This is a genomic window from Mycobacterium heidelbergense, from assembly GCF_010730745.1.
Lineage (GTDB): Bacteria > Actinomycetota > Actinomycetes > Mycobacteriales > Mycobacteriaceae > Mycobacterium > Mycobacterium heidelbergense.
This window is the reverse complement of sequence record NZ_AP022615.1, coordinates 2036204-2053703: the sequence shown is the minus strand read 5'-3', so window position 1 is coordinate 2053703 and position 17500 is coordinate 2036204. Positions and strand designations below refer to the sequence as shown.

Sequence of the window (17500 nt, the reverse complement as noted above, 5' to 3'; positions counted from 1 at the left end):
CCTTAGCGCGCCCCGCGCACCAGGCGGCCGGGACGGGCCCCGGTGTCGACGTCGTTGCGCCGGGTCACGGTCCCGCTGACGATCGTCGCCGCGTAGCCGCTCGCTCGCTGCAGTATCCGGTTGCCGCCGGCCGGCAGGTCCCAGGCCATGGCCGCGGGGTGCAGCGTCAGCGCGTCCAGGTCGATGACGTTGATGTCGGCCTTCTTGCCCGGCTCGATGGTGCCGCGGTCGGTGAGGCCGAACAGGTGCGCGGTGTCTCGCGACTGCTTGCGGATCACGTACTCCAGCGACAACTTGTCGCCCCGGCGCCGGTCGCGCGCCCAGTGCGTCAGCAGGAAGGTGGGATAGGAAGCGTCACAGATCATCCCGCAGTGGGCGCCGCCGTCGGACAGGCCCAGCACGCCCGCGGGGTGCATCATCATCTCCCGGATCGCGTCGTGGTTGCCGTTGGCGTAGTTGAACAGCGGCAGCATCAGCATGTTGCTCGCGTCCGACTCGAGCATGAGGTCGTAGAGGGTCGCCAGCGGGTCCTCGCCGCGCGCTTTGGCGATCGCCGCGACGGTGCGGTCGGGCGTGGGCTCGTAGTCGGGCGGGTTGCCGAGGGCGTACAGGCGGTGCAGCGAGTGCTGCACCAACGCGAACATCCCGTCGAACAACAGCGTCGGGTCGACGGGCAGGTCGTCCTCGGACAGGATCGCCGCCTTCACCGCGGGATCGGCGAGGCGCCGCGCGAGCTCGTCGCGGCCGCATTCGGCCTTGAGCCGGCGGTAGGTGGGCCGATGACTGAAGCCGTGATGCCCCTGGAATCCGATCATCATGCCGAACGGGCGCGCGGCGATCTGCGGGTGCAAGCGACTGCCGGCCTCATGGGCGGCCGCGGAGAGGTCCAGCTGCTCCCGCCACAGGTTCGGGTCGGCGTCCACCTGGATCAGGGCGAACGACACCGGCCGATCGATCTCGCCGCTCAGCCGCCGCATCCAGTCCAGCTCCTTCTTCGGGCCGATGATGTCCTCGCCCGCGGCCCCCTGCGGGGCCAGCTCGAACACGGCCTGGCCGCCGGCCGCCATGGCGCGGCCGAGCCCGAACAGCTCCTCCTCGGCGGCGAACGTGCCGGGCACGGGTTCGCCGTCCATCGCGCGGTGGCCCAGCGTGCGCGACGTCGAAAACCCGAGCGCGCCGGCCTCGATCGCCTCGGTGACCAGCCGGGCCATGGCCACGATGTCGTCGGGGGTGGCCGGCTCGTTGCGGGCGCCCCGCTCGCCCATCGCGTAGGCGCGCACGGCGCCGTGGGCGACCTGGCTGCCCACGTCGATCGCGAACCTCCCCTTGTCGACCGCGTCGAGATACTCCGGGTAGGTCTCCCAGCCCCAGGCGATGCCCTCGGTGAGCGCGGTGCCGGGGATGTCCTCGACACCCTCCATCAACTCGATCAGCCAGTCTTCGGTGCCGGGCCGCACCGGCGCGAATCCGACGCCGCAGTTGCCGGTGACCACGGTGGTGACCCCGTGACCGCTGGACGGCTCGAGGAGGCTGTCCCAGCTCACCTGGCCGTCGTAGTGGGTGTGGATGTCGACGAAGCCGGGAGCCACCACATGCCCTGTCGCATCGATGGTTTCGGCGGCGTCCCCACCCATCTCCGGGTCGTTGGCGCCACGACGGACGACGTCGACGATCACCTGGTCCTTGATGCCGATGTCAGCCCGATAGCGCGCGGCGCCCGTGCCGTCGACGACGGTGCCACCGATGATCTTCAGGTCGAACATGAGACTCTCCTTGTCGCCGTGCGCTGTCGACGCCAGACCGGCGGTATTACGCGACGCCGCGTAGCGTAACTCCGACGATATTCCCGGCGACAGATCGAGTCAATGAATCCGCCGAACTCGGCGGCCGCACGTCCGCGGGAGTGGCTGAACGAATTCCGGCGCCGCCACGTGGTTCGAGCGTGTGCGACGGCAAACCCCTGAATCGACGACGTGCACTGCTTGGGATGGGCGCGGTGGCCGGCTTCGCCGCGGTGGACGTGGGTGGGTTCGCCTATGCCGGCGCCTGGCTTCGCCCCGGTGCGTTGACCCCACCCCGATTCGCCGATCGCTTCGAGCACGTTTACGGCCGCCACGACGGCTTTCGGCGAAACCACGCCAAAGGTCTCAGCGCCACAGGGTCTTTCGCCAGCACCGGGGCGGGCGCGGCGATTTGCCGGGCGGCGGTCTTCAAGCCCGGCAGCGTTCCCGTCGTCGGCCGGTTCTCGCTGGGCGGCGGGCTGCCGGATCAGGCCGACAAGCCCGACACCGTCCGCGGCCTGGGCCTGCTGTTCCAGGCGGGCGGCCAGCAGTGGCGTACCGCGATGATCAACCTGCCGGTGTTCACCGACAGCACCCCGCAGGGGTTTTACGAGCGGTTGCTCGCGTCCCAACCGCTGCCCGAAACGGGCAGGCCCGACCCCCGCACGATGGCCGCATTCCTCGATCGCCATCCCGAGACGGTCGCCGCGATGAAAATCATCAAGCGGGCACCGCGCGGCGCGGGATTCGCGGACAGCACGTTCTACGGTCTCAACGCTTTTTGGTTCACCAACGACGCCGGCGCCACCGTTCCGGTGCGCTGGTCCGTGGTTCCGCAGGATGCCGGCGGCCCCGCTGTCCCGGCGCCATCGCATGGCAAGGACCGCTGCTCGCCCAGCCCCTGATCGGGTGGGCCATGCTGTCGGCCGCGCGCCGCACGACATCGACGCCTACGCGGTGCTGCGGCAGGCCCACACCGTCGTGGCGTTCTTGCTCTTCGCGACGTTCACCGCCCACGTCTGCGCGGTCCTCTTCCACACGCTGGTCCTGCGCGACCGGCTGCTTGATCGCATGGCGCTCGGTCGGCACGAGCCTGCCGGGACCTGCCTGCTCGCGCTGCGACCGGACGAATATGATCGGCACGATTTGGCTTGACGGTGCGCCGTCATCGACAGTGCCACGAAGGAGTGCAGAATTCCATGCCGAACCAGGAACAAGCGGACCGGATGACGTCGGGCAAGGGATTCGTCGCGGCGCTCGACCAGAGCGGTGGCTCGACGCCGAAGGCGCTGCGTCTATACGGCATCGAGGACGACGCCTATTCCTCCGAGGAGGAGATGTTCGACCTCATTCACCAGATGCGCGCGCGGATCATCACCTCGCCGGCGTTCACCGGTGACCGGGTGCTGGCGGCGATCCTGTTCGAGCAGACCATGGACCGCGAAATCGCGGGCAAGCCGTCGACCACCTACCTATGGGAGACCAAGGGCGTGGTGCCCGTCCTCAAAATCGACAAGGGCCTGGCGGAGGCCTCCGATGACGTGCAGGTGATGAAGCCGATGCCGGGCCTCGACGAGCTGCTGGAGCGCGCCGCCCACAAGGGTGTCTTCGGCACCAAGGAACGGTCGGTGATCGGCGGCGCCAACCCGAAGGGCATCGCCGCGGTGGTCGCCCAGCAGTTCGAGGTGGCCCGTCAGGTGCTGTCGCACGGTTTGGTGCCCATCATCGAACCCGAGGTCACCATCTCGATCCCGGACAAGGCGCGGGCCGAGGACATCTTGCGCGACGAAATCACCAAACAACTCGAGGACATGCCCGACGGGCAACGCGTGATGCTCAAGCTGAGTTTGCCCACCGAGGCCAACCATTACCGTCCCCTGGTGGAACACCCGAAGGTGATGCGGGTGCTCGCGCTGTCGGGCGGGTATTCCCGCGAGGAGGCCAACGAGCTGCTGGCGAAGAACGCGGGGGTGATCGCCAGCTTCAGCCGCGCCCTGACGGAGGGGCTTTCGGCCGACCAGTCCGACGAGCAGTTCAACGCGACGCTGGACAAGGCGATCCAGTCGATCTACGAAGCCTCGGTCGCCGGCTGAGTCGGGCGCGCGTCGCGGCCTGCGCAGGCCCGACGAACCTACCGGCGAGACCACTTAATAGCGGTGGCTGGCCATGGGTGGCCCGCCCGCGCTGTTATCGCCGCCGGCCGACACGACGGCGGGCACCATTTCGCTGGTCACCAACCCCTGGTCTCGCGTCAGTTCGTCGACCACATCGAAGGATTCGGCGATGTTGGCCGGGGTGTCGATGACGATGGTGACGACGGGGACATGGCGGCTCAGGGACAGCAGCTTGTCGCCGTGGGGTTGGTGATCGCCGTGGAAGCCCCAGATGCCGCGCAGCACGGTCGCCCCGTGGGACGTTCTGTGCTGCCGAAGCCGCTGGATCACGGCGCGATGTATCGGCATGCGGCCGTGGCGCGCCGATTCGGAGGTGTAAATCATCAGCTTCTGCCAGAGCGGCAGGCCATGCTCGTCGGTCCCCGGCAAGGCGTGCGGTCGTTCCAGCAATTCTCCGTCGCGTTTGCACACGCGGACCCGCTCGACCGTGATCAACGGCCTTCTGAGCAGCGCGCCGAGCTCCGGTAGCACCCGGCCGATCGCGCTGCCGGAGCCGACGGCGATGATCATCATCGGCACGTCGACGTTGCGGCCGAAGAATTGGGCGCGCTGCCGGTGCCCGTGGGCGGTGCCGTCGACCCCGAGGAATACCGATGCGCCGGCAAGCCGGCGGCGATACATCAGGTCGCATATCGCCAGATAGGCGGGCATGCCGTAGACGCGTTCTTTGCGGCCGACGTAGATCGTCAGCTTGACGGCTTCGTGCAGCTCGTCCGACAGTTGCATGGGCCCGATGTCGTCGCGCAGCAGCCGGGCACGCTCGAGGGTGACGAGGCCCCGCCGTTTGATGGCCAGCACCGGGTCGAGCAGCGCCTCGATCTTGGTTCTGGTGTCGACCGCGATGATCGCAACGGGCGGGTCCTCGGAAAGGGTCAGGGACTGATCGGTCCTGAGGTGGTGCCGTGACCCGAAGCCGCCGATGCCGCGCAGCACGATGCTGGTCGCAACGGCGCGCTCCTCGTAGAGGCCGAGCATCACGTCGGCCAGAAAGCGATCACCGCTGCGCCGGCGCTCGTCGAAATAGGCGCTGAGTTTGAGGCAGTCCTCGTCCACGGCTTCCTCCTTATTATTGCCGCGCAAGAGAATTCACGAGAGTTATCGCAAGCCCCGCTTATTTGCGGGCCGGGTATGCTATAAATTGTCAACGCATGATGGCGGTGGGGCTCGCCACAACTGCGCGTCGCGGATTGACGGCCAACGGTCCCTGCGGAACAGATCAGTACTCGGCCGGTCATTTGTGCAGCCGGGTGTGACGCGGAGGAAGTTAAGTGGCCGTTGAATTTTCGTCGATATCGGCAATAGAAGTACTCGATTCCCGTGGTCGGCCGACCCTGTCGGTATCGGCCACCCTGGCCGACGGTCGGCGCGTGCGGTCGGGCGTGCCCTCCGGGGCCTCGACCGGCAGCCGGGAGGCCGTCGAGTTGCGCGACCACGACGAGCGCTACGCCGGCTTGGGGGTGCGCCAAGCCGTGGCACATGTCAACGGTCCCATCGCGGAATTGTTGACCAGTCGCCCGTTTACCGCCCTTGAGCAGATCGACCTGGCGCTGGGTGCGCTGGACGGCACTCCCAACAAGTCGCAGTTGGGCGCCAACGCGATCGTCGGTGTCTCGATGGCCGCCGCCCGGGCGTTCGCGCTGAAGTCTGGACAACCGTTGTGGCAGTGGATGACTCCGGCTGGCGTGCATCCGCGGCTGCCCGTGCCGCACTTCAATGTGATCAATGGCGGCGCCCATGCCCTCAACGGCCTCGACTTCCAGGAATTCATGATCGCGCCGATTGGGGCGCCGTCGTTTCCGGAAGGCGTTCGCGCGGGCGCGGAGGTGTATCGACAACTGCGTTCGGCTTTGGCCGATCGCAATTTGGCGACCGGGCTGGGGGACGAGGGCGGCTTTGCGCCCGAGATCAGCTGTCCCGAAGATGCTTTGGCGATTCTCACGCGTGCGATCGACGACGCCGGCTACATCGCCGGACGCGGCGGCATCGCGGTCGCGCTGGACCCGGCCGCAAGCGGGTTCTACCGGGATGGCCGCTATCAGGTCGACGGCCAGTCGTTATCCAGCGACGACCTGATCGACCGCTACACCAGCATCGTGGAGAGGTTTCCGGTGTGGAGCATCGAAGATGGGATGGACGAACGCGACAACCTCGGCTGGCGAAAGCTGACCGAGAGGCTCGGCGGCAGAGTGCAACTCGTCGGTGACGACAATTTCGTGACCAATCCCGACTTGATCGCCTTCGCGGTGCGCTCCGGGATCGGGAATGCCGCCCTGATCAAGGTCAACCAGATCGGAACGGTGTCGGAAACCCTGGAGGCACTGGCCCTGTGCCGGCAATCGGGCTACGGCGCGATGATTTCGCATCGTTCGGGCGAGACCGACGACCCGTTCATCGCGGACCTCGCGGTGGCGTCGGGGTGTGGCCAGATCAAATCGGGCGCCCCGGCCCGCGGAGAACGGGTCGCCAAATACAATCGGCTCCTCGAAATCGCCGCGGAAGCACCGGACCTGCCGTTCGGGTTGCCCACCGCTCATCGTCTGACTTTGCGGGTCTGACCTATGCGGATCATGACGTGGCTATCACCACGGCGAGAACGGCCAGCACCGCGATGAGCATGTAGGCCATGTATGCGTCGAGACGACCCGATTGCAGCCTCTTCGCGGTTCGCGAAATGACCAGCACGCCACGGGTCAAGGGGCGATAGAAGTATTGCTCGACGACGTCGATGACGTCGATGCGGTAGGTGTAGCGGCGCGCCGCAACCTCGGGATCGGCGGGCTCGTCCTCGACCTCCAGCAGCGCGGTTCGGGTCAGCAGCACGTTAGCCAGAACGTTGCGAACCGGGTTGGCGTAGCCGGACGAGGTGTAGCCGACGCCGCGGTCGACACCGGGCGATGCCGATGACCAGGGCGTGACCGCCCGCGCCCGAAATGGGTTGCGGCCGGCGAACGCCGTGGCGAACGCCGCGATCAGCGCGGCCATCGCGGGCAGCACGATCCACAACCACGTCGGCGACAGTGCGGAGAACTTCGCGAACACGGGCTGCAAGACCCACGGCTCCGCGTTGGCGCCGGCGGCCTGATCCCCGACGATCGGCCGCAGGCCACGCGCGATCAGGCCCACCTGCAGCGGGGCCAGGGCCGCGGCCGCCAGGCAGCTCACCACCAGGACAGACACGCCCAATCGGTAGGGCCACTGGCGATCCACCCGTGCGGCCGCCGGATTCAGTTGCGGCTCATCGATGCGGGCCGGGCCGAACGCGGTGAGCGCCACGACCCGCACGAACGTCACGCCGGCGATACCGATCGTCAGCGCAATCAGCGCTCCGGTTGCGGCGGTGGACAGTTGCATCGCCAGACTCGTGACTCTGAACTGCTGCATCAGCGACTCGAGCGTGAACCATTCGGATGCGAAACCCGCGGTCAGCGGCAGCCCGGCGAGTGTCAACGAGCCGATCACCAAACCTGCGCCCGCCCAGGGCAGACGCCGCGCGATGCCGCCCAGCCGGTCGAGCTCCGTGGTCGCGGTGGCGTGTTCGATGGTCGACGCGGACACGAACATCAACGTCTTGCCCATGGCGTGCGCCATCACCTGGGCGGTGCCGGCCACCAGCCCGGCGGCAACCAGCTTGGGTTCACTCGCGGCGGCACCCACCAACGCCACGCCGAAACCGGCGGTGATCAGGCCGGCGTTTTCCACGCTGGACCACGAGATCAACGTCGCCAGATCGGGATTCACCGCGGCATGGGCGATTCCCAAAATGGCGGTGACGCCGCCAACGATCAGCACCACGCAGACCAGCCAAACCGGCGGGGCGCCAAAAATGTTGAGCGTGCGCCACATTCCGTAGAACCCGACGTTGACAGCGCTGCCGGCGATCACCGCGCGGGCGGGTCCCGGCGCGGCGAAATATCCACGCGGCATCCAGATGTGGGCGGGCACCAGACCGACTTTGATGCCGAAGCCGAAGAGCAGCAGCGCATACGAGGTCTGGCCCGCCGCACTGAGCGGGTCGAGCCCACCGGCGATGAAGGCGAAGGTGTGGGTGTGCGCGGCGAGCAGCAGCGCGCCCATCAACAGCGCCGCGCCGCTGGCCTTGCCGAACACCACGGTGATGATTGAGCCACGAGCCCTGCCCGGCAGGCCGCGGTCGTATCCCGCTATCAGGTAGAACGCCGCGGTGAGCAGTTCCCAGCCGAAGAGCAGAACGAACAGGTTGTCCGAGGTGATGACGATCGCGACGGCGATCAGGGCCACGGCGATAGCGGCGGGCAGCCGAGGACGGTGGCGGTTGGCCGGTGCGGCCGCGGCAACGAGGGCCGGGACGGCGACTCCGAAGGACACGATGAGGAACAAACCCGACAGCGCGTCCACGCGCAATGCGGCCGGCCCGAAGCCGGCCAACCCGCCGAGGTCGAACCCCTGCGGGCGACCGGACACCGCGAGCGCGCCGGCGATCACCAAGCTCGCCGCACCGGCGGCGTTGGCGGTCCATGCCGCAACGTCCCAACGTCCCTGTGCGCCTTGGCCGCGGCGAATTCCGGCGCACGAACTGATCAACGCCGCCGCGGCCAGCAGCACCAGGCCACCGATCAGCATGGTGCGCCCCGGCCTTCGGGCAGTGGGACGCGGCCCAGCGCCAACAGGATGCCGTGCAGGATACTGAACGGGGACGCCGGCGCTCCGGGCACCCAGACGTCGACGGGCACCACGCCGGATACCCCGACGCCGCCGGTGTAGCCGCCGCCGATCAATCCTCCGCTGACCGCGTCTGTTCCGACGGCGATCACCACCGTCGGCGCCGGCATCGCGTCCAGCGTGCGTCGCAGCGGTTCGATCATTCCCGCCGCGCCTATCCCGGTGACCAGCAGGATGTCGGCATGACGAGGGCTGGCGGTGAAGAAGATTCCCAACCGGTGTAGGTCGTAGACCGGGTTCGTCAGGGCCTGGATCTCCCATTCGTCGCTGCCGTCGGATCCGGTGTCGATGTGGCGCAGATGCACCGATCGCCGCAAGCGCCGCACCCGCTTGGCCAGGGCCGCCCGCAACTCGGCGAGCGCCTCGTCGTCCTCAGCGACGTCCCCGACTACGAGCGTGTCGCGGCTCAATCGCGCCGTAGCGGAGCCGGTTTCCCACGCGAACCACTCGGGGGCCACCTCCACGCAGCGTCCGCACACGATGCAACGCCCCCGGTCCAGCCGTGGTTGCGGCTCGATCGAGATGGCATTGGTGGGGCACGCCTGGGCCGCCGAGACGGCGCGCGGCGGCGCGCCGGCGTCGGGACCGGCGACCACGCGTACCGCCGCGGGGAATTGATCGAAGTAGTCATCGGCGCGTTTGGGCCACCGGCTGGTGATGATGCCGTTGCGCAGTCCCCGGAACACCCACGGCATTTACATCGCCACCCCGGCGTAACACAGCCCGAAGCTTGCTTCTATGAAAGGGAAGTCGGTAAAGATGTCCCCGCCGAACACATCGTGGAAGAGCAGCATGTTGTGCAGGGAGGCGGACCGGGCAAAGCATCGCCGGATCGTCCCACCACGGACTTCCAGGCCGTAGAGCACCTCACCCTGGGAGGCTTCGGACCAGCCGAGCGCGAAACCGTCGGCCATCTCGACCGGTGCCGCGATCGCGGTGTCCGAGATCGGGGACAGCCGATCGCACGCGCGGCGGATCAGTTCGGCGGCGATATCGATCTCACCCCAGCGGACCCGCAGCCGAGCCAGCGCGTCGCCTTGATCGTCGACGACGGTGCCGTCGACAACGGGAAGTTCTGCGTAGCCGTCGTACGGGCGTTTGCGCGCATCGTCGTCACAGCCGGACCCGCGGCCCACCGGACCCAGCGCGCCATGTGAGGCGGCCAGCGATGGATCCAGTCGCCCGGTTCCCCGGAGTCGGTCGAGAAACGACGCGTCCACCATCAGCGCGTCGCGGTCATGACGGATCCTGCGCACGATCACCGCCAGTTGGGCGGAGACCTCGGCCGGCGCCAACCGCGGTTGGGCGCCGATTCCTCCGACGCGTACGACCGAGCGGCCAAATCTGTTGCCGCACAGCGCGGATATCAATCGCATGAGGCTTTCTTTGTGCCAGCCGAACCGCGCGAAGGGGACCGCGAGCCCCGCGGCGTCGCACAGGCGCGTCACCACGTCGAGATGGTTGGCGATGCGTTCGAGTTCGGCATGGATCACCCGAACCAGCCGCGCCCGCCGCGGCGGGCGCGCACCGGTGAGATTCTCTGCCGCATGCGCGAAGGCCAGGGCGTGCGCGACCGACGAAATTCCTTCCACGCGTTCGGCGACCAGAATCCCGTCGGCGAGACGCAATGCCTCGAACCGCTTGGCGATTCCGCGGTGCTTGTAGTGCGGTCGGATGTTGAGGTGGGGTATGTCCTCGCCGGGCGTTTCGATGAGAAATTCGATGGACTCGTACACCCCGGATCGCACCGGACCAAGCGGCAAGGTGAAGACGCCGCCGCCGCCGACGTCGACCGGTCCACGCGGCTCGGTGGCGCTGGAGTGGATGTGCCGCTCCAGCGCGGCGTGGTCGACATGTCCGGGCCGCGGCGAAGGCTGCCCGGGTTGGCGGGCCAACAGCAGCGGGTCGAGCCTGGGGTGGCCGATGGGCACCACGCCGGACAGGTCGTGCAGCGCCCGCTCATACCAAAATGCCGCCGGCACATCGGGTGTCAGCGCCGGGTAGGACGTCGAGCCGTCGGAGTCCGGCGGCAGGCACGTCCGAAAGCAGCTGACCCAGGCGCCGCCGACCAGGAGGGCGTGCAACTGTGCCGTATCCGCATCGTGGGAGGCGTACACGCCGGCGAAGCGATAGCCGCGGGCGACGTGTTCGACCACTTGCATGCGCCAGCGGTCCAGCGGCAGGTCGACCGCGTCGGTCATGGTCGAAGAGGTCTCGAAAGTCACCGCGAACCCACCGCGAGCTCGCTGGCGCCGTGGTTGAGCAGGCTGACCAGATCCGATGGCGGCGCGAGTCCCAACACCAGCAGCACCAGCACCCCGGCGATGACGGGGGTCACCATCCAGCGGTTTGGCTCACCTCGGATCTGGGAGGGCTCGGCGGCGGTCAGGTCGATGGGCCTGGGGCGGAAGAGGATTCGGGTGGTCGCCAATGTCAGGCCGAGAAAAGCCAGGGTGACCAGACAGACGAGCGCGGCCGCCGCCGCATTGCGGGGGTGGGAAAATCCGCCGGAGACAATCTGGAATTCGCTGCGGAACAAGCCGAAGGGCGGCATGGCCGATAACGCCAGGACGGCGATCAAGAACAGCGGACCCGACCACGGTAGGACACCGATGCCGTCGGCCATTCGGGCCAGTTCCTTGGTCCCGAACTTGCGCACCAGCACCCCGGCGCCCATGAACGCGTTGCCCTTGGCGGCGGCGTGGGCCAGCACGTGTAACAGGACGCCGGACAGGGCGATCGGCACGCCGAAGCTCATGCCGATCGCCAGTATGCCCATGTGCTCGACGCTCGAATAGGCCAGCAGCCGTTTGATATCCCGCTGCTCGAGCAGATACAGCGCGGCCAAGAGCAGCGACAGCACACCGAAAACGAGCAGCACCGTCTGGGGGAAGCGTGGCCCCAGCGACGCCACGGTGATCTGGTAATACCGCAGGATCGCATAGAAACTGACCGCCAGCAGTGACCCTGACAGCAGCGCCGACACCGGCGTCGGCGCCTCGGCGTGCGCGTCGGGTAGCCAGGTATGTACCGGAAAGAAACCCACCTTGGTGCCGTATCCCACCACCGCCAGCACGAACGCCAGGCGCACCGGGGTGTGCGGTGATTGGGCGGCGGCGCGGATCAGCGGGTCGAACGCCAGGTCATAGGACTGTCCCAAGACCTGGGCCCCCGCGTAGTACATGAAGATGGTGGCCAGCAGGCCAATCCCCAGCCCGGACGAGGCGATCAGCACGTACTTCCACGCGGCCTCGGTGGCGCCTTCGGTGTTGTCCAACGCCACCAGCAGCGCCGAAATGACCGTCGTGATTTCGACGGCAATCCACAACAAGGCAAGACCATTCACCAGCGGCGCGCAGATCATCGACCACGCGAACGCGTTCAGGCCGACATAAAATCGGGCACTGTGGCGGGCGAACAAGGCTTGCCCCTCGGCGGGACCCGAGCGCACCGCGCGCTCCTCGTCGGCGAGGTAACCGACGGAATAGATTCCGACGGTGGCGTACAAGAACGTGGTGCCGAGCACAAAGATCAGCGACAACGAATCGGCGCGCAGGTAGTGCAACGCGGTGAGGGTGTGGTCGAGGGCGGCGGGCACCAGCGCAACGGCCAGCACGAAACTGACGATGCCGGTGAGCGCGGTCACCATCGCCGCGACGCGATGCGGGGCGCGCAGGCAGACCAGCGTGGTGGCCAGCGGCATGATGACGAGTACCACCATCATTACGGACATGGGCTATCCCCGCAGCCGGTCGAGCGTCTGGGTGGACAGCGACTGTGTTCGTCGGTGATGGGTACGCATCAAAACCCCGAAAACCACCACCGCAACCAGAAGATCGAACAGGAACGCAACCTCGAGGATGAGCGGCATGCCGGCGGCCACCACCAAGCTCGCCAGCGAGACACCGTTTTCCAGTGAGAAGAACCCGATGGCCTGGCTGACGACGTCGCGACGGACGATCATCAGGATGAAGGCCACCAAGATCACGGCCACCGACAGGCTCAGCGCGGCCGTGGGAAGTACGGGGGAATGAATGCCAAGCACGCCGACGGAGAAGAACCCGAACGCCGCCACGGCGATCGAGATCAGCACCTCGTTTGCCACGCCGAGCGCGCCGCTGCCGGCGATCTCCTGGTTTGCTTCACGCAACAGCCCCACCACCAGCAGCGGCACTGCGACGACCTTCAGCAACAGCGAAAGCACCGCAAGCGCATACAGTTCGGGAACGTCGCGCCCGAACGCGACGACGGCGGCCAGCACGCTGACGGCCAGCGACTGCCCGGCGTACAGGCGCACTTGCCCACGCAGCAGCGCGGCGCGCAGCATCCCGAACTCGAGCAGCAGCACGATCAGCGCCACCGTGTTCGCGACCCCTTCGTATACGGTCGGAACGGATTCACTGGTCGCCACCGCGATCATCAGCCGCCTCCCAAGTAGAGGGTGAACAGTGCCAGGATCGCCAACAGCAAGGCGGCCGAGACGAATTCGGTGATCTTGAACAGTCGCAGCTTGGCGTAGCTGTTGTCGATGACGGCGACGACGCAGCCCAGCAGCGCGGCCTTGGCCAACAGCGCAACGATCGCCAATCCCACCGCGACCGCGTCTGTGCTCGACGCCATTCCCCACGGGGCGACGAAGACATCGAGCAAGATCACATAGAGCACGAATTGCTTGGCCGCGGCGCCCCAATGCAACAGGGCCAGGTCCGGCCCGGAATGCTCGAAGGGACGCCCCGTTTCGATCATGCCGAACTCTGTTGTGCCGGTGTGTGTTTCGACCGGTATGCGGGCCGTCTCGTACAGAATCACCAGGAACAGCGCCGCCGAGGCCAGCAGGTGCGCCGGACGCACGATCTGATCGGGGCCGCTGCGCACGGTGGCGCCCAGGACGTAGGGCAGATCGGTCGTCGTGATCAACGCCACGGTGAACACGACGAGCAGCACGACCGGTTCGGTGATGGCGGCGAAGGTTTTGGCGCGGCTCGATGCCAGCTGTGCGTAGGCGTCACCGGTTTCGGCGGCGGCGGCGGCGACCAGGAAGCTCGCGAATGCCAGGATCAACCCGCCTCCCTGGATGTCGCCCATGTAGCCCAGTGGCAGGGCGTAGCTGGTGAGCACCGGTATCAGCATCGGAACGGTGAGATAGCAGGCGAAGGAAGCCAGCGGCGCCAGCCGGAAAAACGGGCTCGCGCCATGCGGCGCCAGGGTTTCCTTCCCGAAGAGCTTTCGGAGGTCGAAATACGGTTGCAGGATCCGTGGCCCGCGGCGGCCCTGCAGGCGGGCCTCGAACCAGGCGATGAAGCCACTGAGTCCGGGCGCCCCGCCGGCGACGGTGATCACCTGCAACCCCTGGATGACCGGTAACGGCAGAGTCGTCATCAGATGACCGCCCCGGGGCGCCACAGGTTGCCCAGATAGCGGGCGTGCTTACCGCCGCCTCGCGATAGGTCCCGGAGGAAACCGGCGATGGGCGGGTGTAGCACCACGTCTTTCAGATCGTCCCAACACACCCATGTCGGCCGCCGCCCGGGCTCGCCCGTTATCGGTGCGGCGGTATCGAACTCGTCTGCGAGGAAGACCAATTCGACGATACGGCGGTGGGTCTGCGGGTCGTTGACTTCCAGAACCAGTGCGCAGCCAACGGGTTGAATGTCCAGGCCGGTCTCTTCGCGGGCCTCCCGCCGCACACACGAGCCCATGCTCTCGTGCGGACGGGGCCGGCCGCCGGGCAGCACCCAGTCACCCAGATCGCGCTGCAGCAGAAGCACCGCATCCCTGCGGACGATCGCTACAGCGCAACGTAATTCGACCAAAGAATCGTCTACCGACGTCATCACGATGCCGCCACGAGCACCGGACCGGCGCGACAAAGGACACAAGCCACCTGCGACTCCTTGCGTTCGCAGGTGCCATCAGCCGTGTGGCGGTTCGAAAGCAGAGCTTTCCGGCGAGCGCCATCGCCGATGCCAGTTAACCAACGGCTATTCGCTTGGTCAAGTCCGACGCGGGCCGGGCGCGGTGACCGGTGCTGAGCCGGTGAACCCCCAGTTCCGCGAGGTTGACCACCACCATGTTGTTGTCGATCGGGCCGCCATTCTTACCCAACCCATCCACCACGGTTCGGTATCCGTCGCCGCGGAGCACCGATTGGTAGCGGTGGTGAAAGTGCCCGTGCCACAGTCGAGCTGGACGAACCGCGTCGACGACCGAGCGCAACCGCACCCGGTAGAGCTCGGAACGCCGTAGCTCCTGTGCCGGAAACCCGAACCGGTCGCGCGCCGCACCGGGAACCGTGATTCCCGCGGGACAGTCGTGGCAGAACATCGCGTCCGCGGGTCCGTCGGCCGCGGCGTCACGAGCTTGCCGCGATGTGATCCATTCCTGCGCCCACCACGACCGTCCGGGTTTGCGCAGGAATCGGTCGATGGAATAGGCGCCGCCCAGGGCCAAACACCGGGTCTGCGCCCATTGCCATCGAAACCCTCGCGGCAGGTGGACGACGCGGTCGCGTAGGTGGCGGAGTCCATCGGCGTCGACGGGCCAGCTGAGCAGCCGGTCGAAGTTCTCGTGGTTGCCGTCGACGAAACCCAGGACGATCCCGCAGCGCTCGAGCGCGTCGTCAAGCGAATCCAGGTACTGGTCGGTGAAGTTGTAGCCGAAGTCGCCGAGGTGAAGCAGCACGGTCGCGTTGCGCTTGGCGGCGTGTTCGATCGCCGCAACCGCGTAGGCGGTGTCGGCATGCCAGTCGCCCGCGATCGCGATGCGGGACGGCGGGGAAAGCACCGAATGTGCGAACACTTGGCCGGGCGACGGTACCCGCAACGGCAGCGGTGATCGATTCATGGTCGGCTCCTGGTCCACTTCCGATCCGCGGCCCGCATCTCGGCACGCCGCGATGATCGGCGCTGATCAACTCCCAGGGACCGTTGGCAACCGCCGGGCTACCCGTTGATTGCGGGATGCGAGCCCCACCGCCTGTTCGCATTCCAGGCTACGCGGCCGTTTCGAGCCGGGTCAATCACATTGACGCTGGTCCCCACCCGGGCCGGGAGGTTAACCTGGTCGCGAGGCGATGGATCTCCGCCTGGGTAATCCGCCCAAACCGCCGGCCCGGCTGATGGCTCCTGTGGTGCTCGACAAGCAGTGGGCAGGGAGTCCGCTATGTCATTGGTCGTCGGATATGACCGCCACCCGGCCAGCCGGGCCGCAGTGCTCTTCGCCGCCGAGCTCGCCGGCGCCCTGAACGTGCCTGTTCACGTCGTGCACGTCGTGGATATGTCCGACAGCGCCATTTCCGGCACGTCGACCGGGTCGGCCGAGGCCGTCGAGCGAAGGCTCAGCGCCGAGCGTCAACACGTCGGGGAGGCCCTGGACGCGACCCATGTGGAGTGGGCTTATCACCTCCTGACCGGCGACCCGGTCAAGGCGCTCCTCAAGACCGCGGATGACTGCGCGGCGAGGTTGATCGTCGTTGGCCGGCCGCAGCACGGCATCGGCCCGGCCCTGAGCCACATTGTGAGCGGCACGGTGACGCGAAACCTTTTGCGCCACAGCACCCGACCGGTTGCCGTGGTTCCCGAGTTCGCGGACAGCCTGTGAACTCCGGCGGCGCGGCCCGGGTCTATTTGGCCCGGCACGGGCGCACCGCGCTCAACGCCGAGGGGCGACTGCGTGGCCTGAGCGACCCGCCCCTGGACGAAGTGGGTATCGCCGAAGTCTCCCGGCTGGCCGAGGCGCTGGCCGCCCGACACCCCAAGGCGGTGGTATCCAGCCCGCTGCAGCGGGCGGTCGCGACCGCGCGGGCGATCGGCTCCGCGGCCGACGCACCGGTCACCGTCGATGCGCGGCTCACCGACCGCGACTACGGACCCATGACCGGCCTTCATCGGGAGGATGTCGAACGCCGTTACGGCAGCGTTGATTCCGCGCCTGGTGTCGAGAGCCACGCGGCGCTCGCCGAGCGGGCTCGGCGAGCGTTTCTCGAGCTGGTCGCCGAACTTGGGCCCGGTCCAATCGTTTTGGTGTCACACGACGCATTCAACACCGCCCTGCTCGCGCAGCTGGACCCGACGCTGGACCGCATCAGCCAGCGGACCGCGTGCTGGAACCAGCTGAGCCTGGTCGACGGGAACTGGAGGGTGGACGCCTACGACCTTGTGGCCGAATGACTCTCGCCCGGGCGGTCTCTGTGGTTCAAATACGCCATGAGAACGTCTTCGGCGCGATGATATTGCAGCGAATCCACCCACAAGCGGTGGACCGGCGCCCGGGAGCGATGGTTGAGTCGGCCACCCGGTGTCGCCACGTACCCGCCGACGTCGGCGTCGGCGAGCAGGGCCAGCACAGGACCGACGTCACCCGACTCCAGATCGGCCAACTCCGCCCAATAAGTCGCAAAGACTCCGTTGTCGGTGCCGCCGGGTGGTAGCCAGAACATCACGCTGAACTGCGCCGGGTTTCCCATCGGTCGCAGCGGCGAACTCATGAGCGTCCCGCCGGTGTTCTACTGAGCATGAATCCTCCCTGGTTGTTACCCAGGGGCTGTCGGCGACTTTCGCGATTGAGGCGAGCCCCACCGCCTTGCTCCCATGATGGCGCGCTGACGACAAGTTCACCAGACCCTTTGCGCGACAAGTTGAACGTCGGGTAAACTTGTGCGAGTAAGGCGATGAAGCTCGCCTCAAATGCCGCCCCTGGCTAATGGCTTCTACCCAGTGAGCAACTCACGGTAGAAGACGGGTGGGGTAGATGGCGTGCCAGCCAAATAAGTTGACGTTCCGGTCCGGCGCGATGGTGGGCGCCAACTTCGCTTGTCGATCTCCCTTGGCGTTCGCATTGAACGTTGTT

Annotated in this window: 15 protein-coding genes, 2 pseudogenes and 3 riboswitches; of the genes and pseudogenes, 6 read left to right on the top strand and 11 right to left on the bottom strand. The window is 67.3% G+C overall.

The window, feature by feature from the left end; genetic code table 11:
• Nucleotides 1–2: 2 nt before the first annotated feature.
• Nucleotides 3–1763, bottom strand: coding sequence for an N-acyl-D-amino-acid deacylase family protein (locus G6N25_RS09665; RefSeq protein WP_083073041.1), 1761 nt, complete (start codon nt 1761–1763; stop codon nt 3–5).
• A gap of 224 nt (nt 1764–1987) precedes the next feature.
• Here G6N25_RS09665 and G6N25_RS09660 point away from each other — a divergent pair.
• The 3 genes and pseudogenes from G6N25_RS09660 to G6N25_RS09650 all read left to right on the top strand — a co-directional run.
• Nucleotides 1988–2665: pseudogene (locus G6N25_RS09660) on the top strand (catalase); the annotation flags it as partial.
• 2 nt (nt 2666–2667) lie between these two features.
• Nucleotides 2668–2936 (top strand): annotated as a pseudogene (locus G6N25_RS09655) (cytochrome b/b6 domain-containing protein); the annotation flags it as partial.
• A gap of 44 nt (nt 2937–2980) precedes the next feature.
• Entirely contained in the window at nt 2981–3874 is an 894-nt protein-coding gene (locus G6N25_RS09650; protein WP_083073040.1) for a fructose bisphosphate aldolase, read from the top strand.
• A gap of 54 nt (nt 3875–3928) precedes the next feature.
• Here the strand turns inward: G6N25_RS09650 and G6N25_RS09645 are convergent, their stop codons facing one another.
• Nucleotides 3929–5008: a DUF190 domain-containing protein gene (locus G6N25_RS09645; protein ID WP_083073039.1), complete on the bottom strand. Its 1080-nt coding sequence runs from the start codon at nt 5006–5008 to the stop codon at nt 3929–3931.
• 215 nt (nt 5009–5223) lie between these two features.
• Here G6N25_RS09645 and eno point away from each other — a divergent pair, with 215 nt between their 5' ends.
• The gene (eno, locus tag G6N25_RS09640) at nt 5224–6510 is read left to right on the top strand and encodes a phosphopyruvate hydratase (protein WP_083073038.1); all 1287 of its coding nucleotides are present in this window, start codon (nt 5224–5226) and stop codon (nt 6508–6510) included.
• Between the two features lie 10 nt (nt 6511–6520).
• On the opposite strand, the gene G6N25_RS09635 is transcribed toward eno, so the two are convergent.
• The 8 genes from G6N25_RS09635 to G6N25_RS09600 form a co-directional block, all read right to left on the bottom strand.
• Nucleotides 6521–8554 (bottom strand): proton-conducting transporter transmembrane domain-containing protein, encoded by a 2034-nt coding sequence (locus tag G6N25_RS09635; protein ID WP_083073037.1) that lies wholly within the window; start codon nt 8552–8554, stop codon nt 6521–6523.
• Nucleotides 8548–9348, bottom strand: a complete 801-nt coding sequence (locus tag G6N25_RS09630) for an NADH-quinone oxidoreductase subunit B family protein (protein WP_083073036.1) — start codon at nt 9346–9348, stop codon at nt 8548–8550. The genes G6N25_RS09635 and G6N25_RS09630 overlap by 7 nt, the downstream gene beginning before the upstream one ends.
• A complete protein-coding gene (locus G6N25_RS09625) occupies nt 9349–10878 on the bottom strand; it encodes a hydrogenase large subunit (RefSeq protein ID WP_232065739.1) in 1530 nt (509 codons plus the stop codon).
• On the bottom strand, nt 10875–12386 hold the full coding sequence (locus G6N25_RS09620; protein WP_083073034.1) for a proton-conducting transporter transmembrane domain-containing protein: 1512 nt from the start codon (nt 12384–12386) through the stop codon (nt 10875–10877). The genes G6N25_RS09625 and G6N25_RS09620 overlap by 4 nt, the downstream gene beginning before the upstream one ends.
• A gap of 3 nt (nt 12387–12389) precedes the next feature.
• Nucleotides 12390–13073, bottom strand: coding sequence for a hydrogenase (locus tag G6N25_RS09615; RefSeq protein WP_083073033.1), 684 nt, complete (start codon nt 13071–13073; stop codon nt 12390–12392).
• Nucleotides 13073–14032 (bottom strand): respiratory chain complex I subunit 1 family protein, encoded by a 960-nt coding sequence (locus tag G6N25_RS09610; RefSeq protein ID WP_083073032.1) that lies wholly within the window; start codon nt 14030–14032, stop codon nt 13073–13075. The genes G6N25_RS09615 and G6N25_RS09610 overlap by 1 nt, the downstream gene beginning before the upstream one ends.
• Nucleotides 14032–14523 carry an NUDIX hydrolase gene (locus G6N25_RS09605; protein ID WP_232065738.1) on the bottom strand — a complete coding sequence of 164 codons (492 nt, stop codon included), beginning with the start codon at nt 14521–14523 and terminating at the stop codon, nt 14032–14034. Before G6N25_RS09605 ends, G6N25_RS09610 begins: the two co-directional genes overlap by 1 nt.
• A gap of 26 nt (nt 14524–14549) precedes the next feature.
• Nucleotides 14550–14624: riboswitch (Fluoride riboswitch) on the bottom strand.
• Nucleotides 14624–15496: a metallophosphoesterase family protein gene (locus G6N25_RS09600; RefSeq protein WP_083073100.1), complete on the bottom strand. Its 873-nt coding sequence runs from the start codon at nt 15494–15496 to the stop codon at nt 14624–14626. (Overlaps the previous riboswitch by 1 nt.)
• Before the next feature lie 216 nt (nt 15497–15712).
• A riboswitch (Fluoride riboswitch) is annotated at nt 15713–15787 on the top strand.
• Nucleotides 15788–15814: 27 nt separating this feature from the next.
• On the opposite strand from G6N25_RS09600, the gene G6N25_RS09595 reads away from it, so the two are divergent.
• Nucleotides 15815–16252: a universal stress protein gene (locus tag G6N25_RS09595; RefSeq protein ID WP_083073030.1), complete on the top strand. Its 438-nt coding sequence runs from the start codon at nt 15815–15817 to the stop codon at nt 16250–16252.
• On the top strand, nt 16249–16821 hold the full coding sequence (locus G6N25_RS09590) for a histidine phosphatase family protein (protein WP_083073029.1): 573 nt from the start codon (nt 16249–16251) through the stop codon (nt 16819–16821). Before G6N25_RS09595 ends, G6N25_RS09590 begins: the two co-directional genes overlap by 4 nt.
• On the opposite strand, the gene G6N25_RS09585 is transcribed toward G6N25_RS09590, so the two are convergent.
• Complete coding sequence (locus tag G6N25_RS09585; RefSeq protein ID WP_083073028.1) at nt 16800–17138, bottom strand: hypothetical protein; 339 nt, start codon at nt 17136–17138, stop codon at nt 16800–16802. The two genes, G6N25_RS09590 and G6N25_RS09585, sit on opposite strands and share 22 nt — an antisense overlap.
• Nucleotides 17139–17308: 170 nt before the next feature.
• Nucleotides 17309–17370, top strand: a riboswitch (Fluoride riboswitch).
• Nucleotides 17371–17500: the final 130 nt, after the last annotated feature.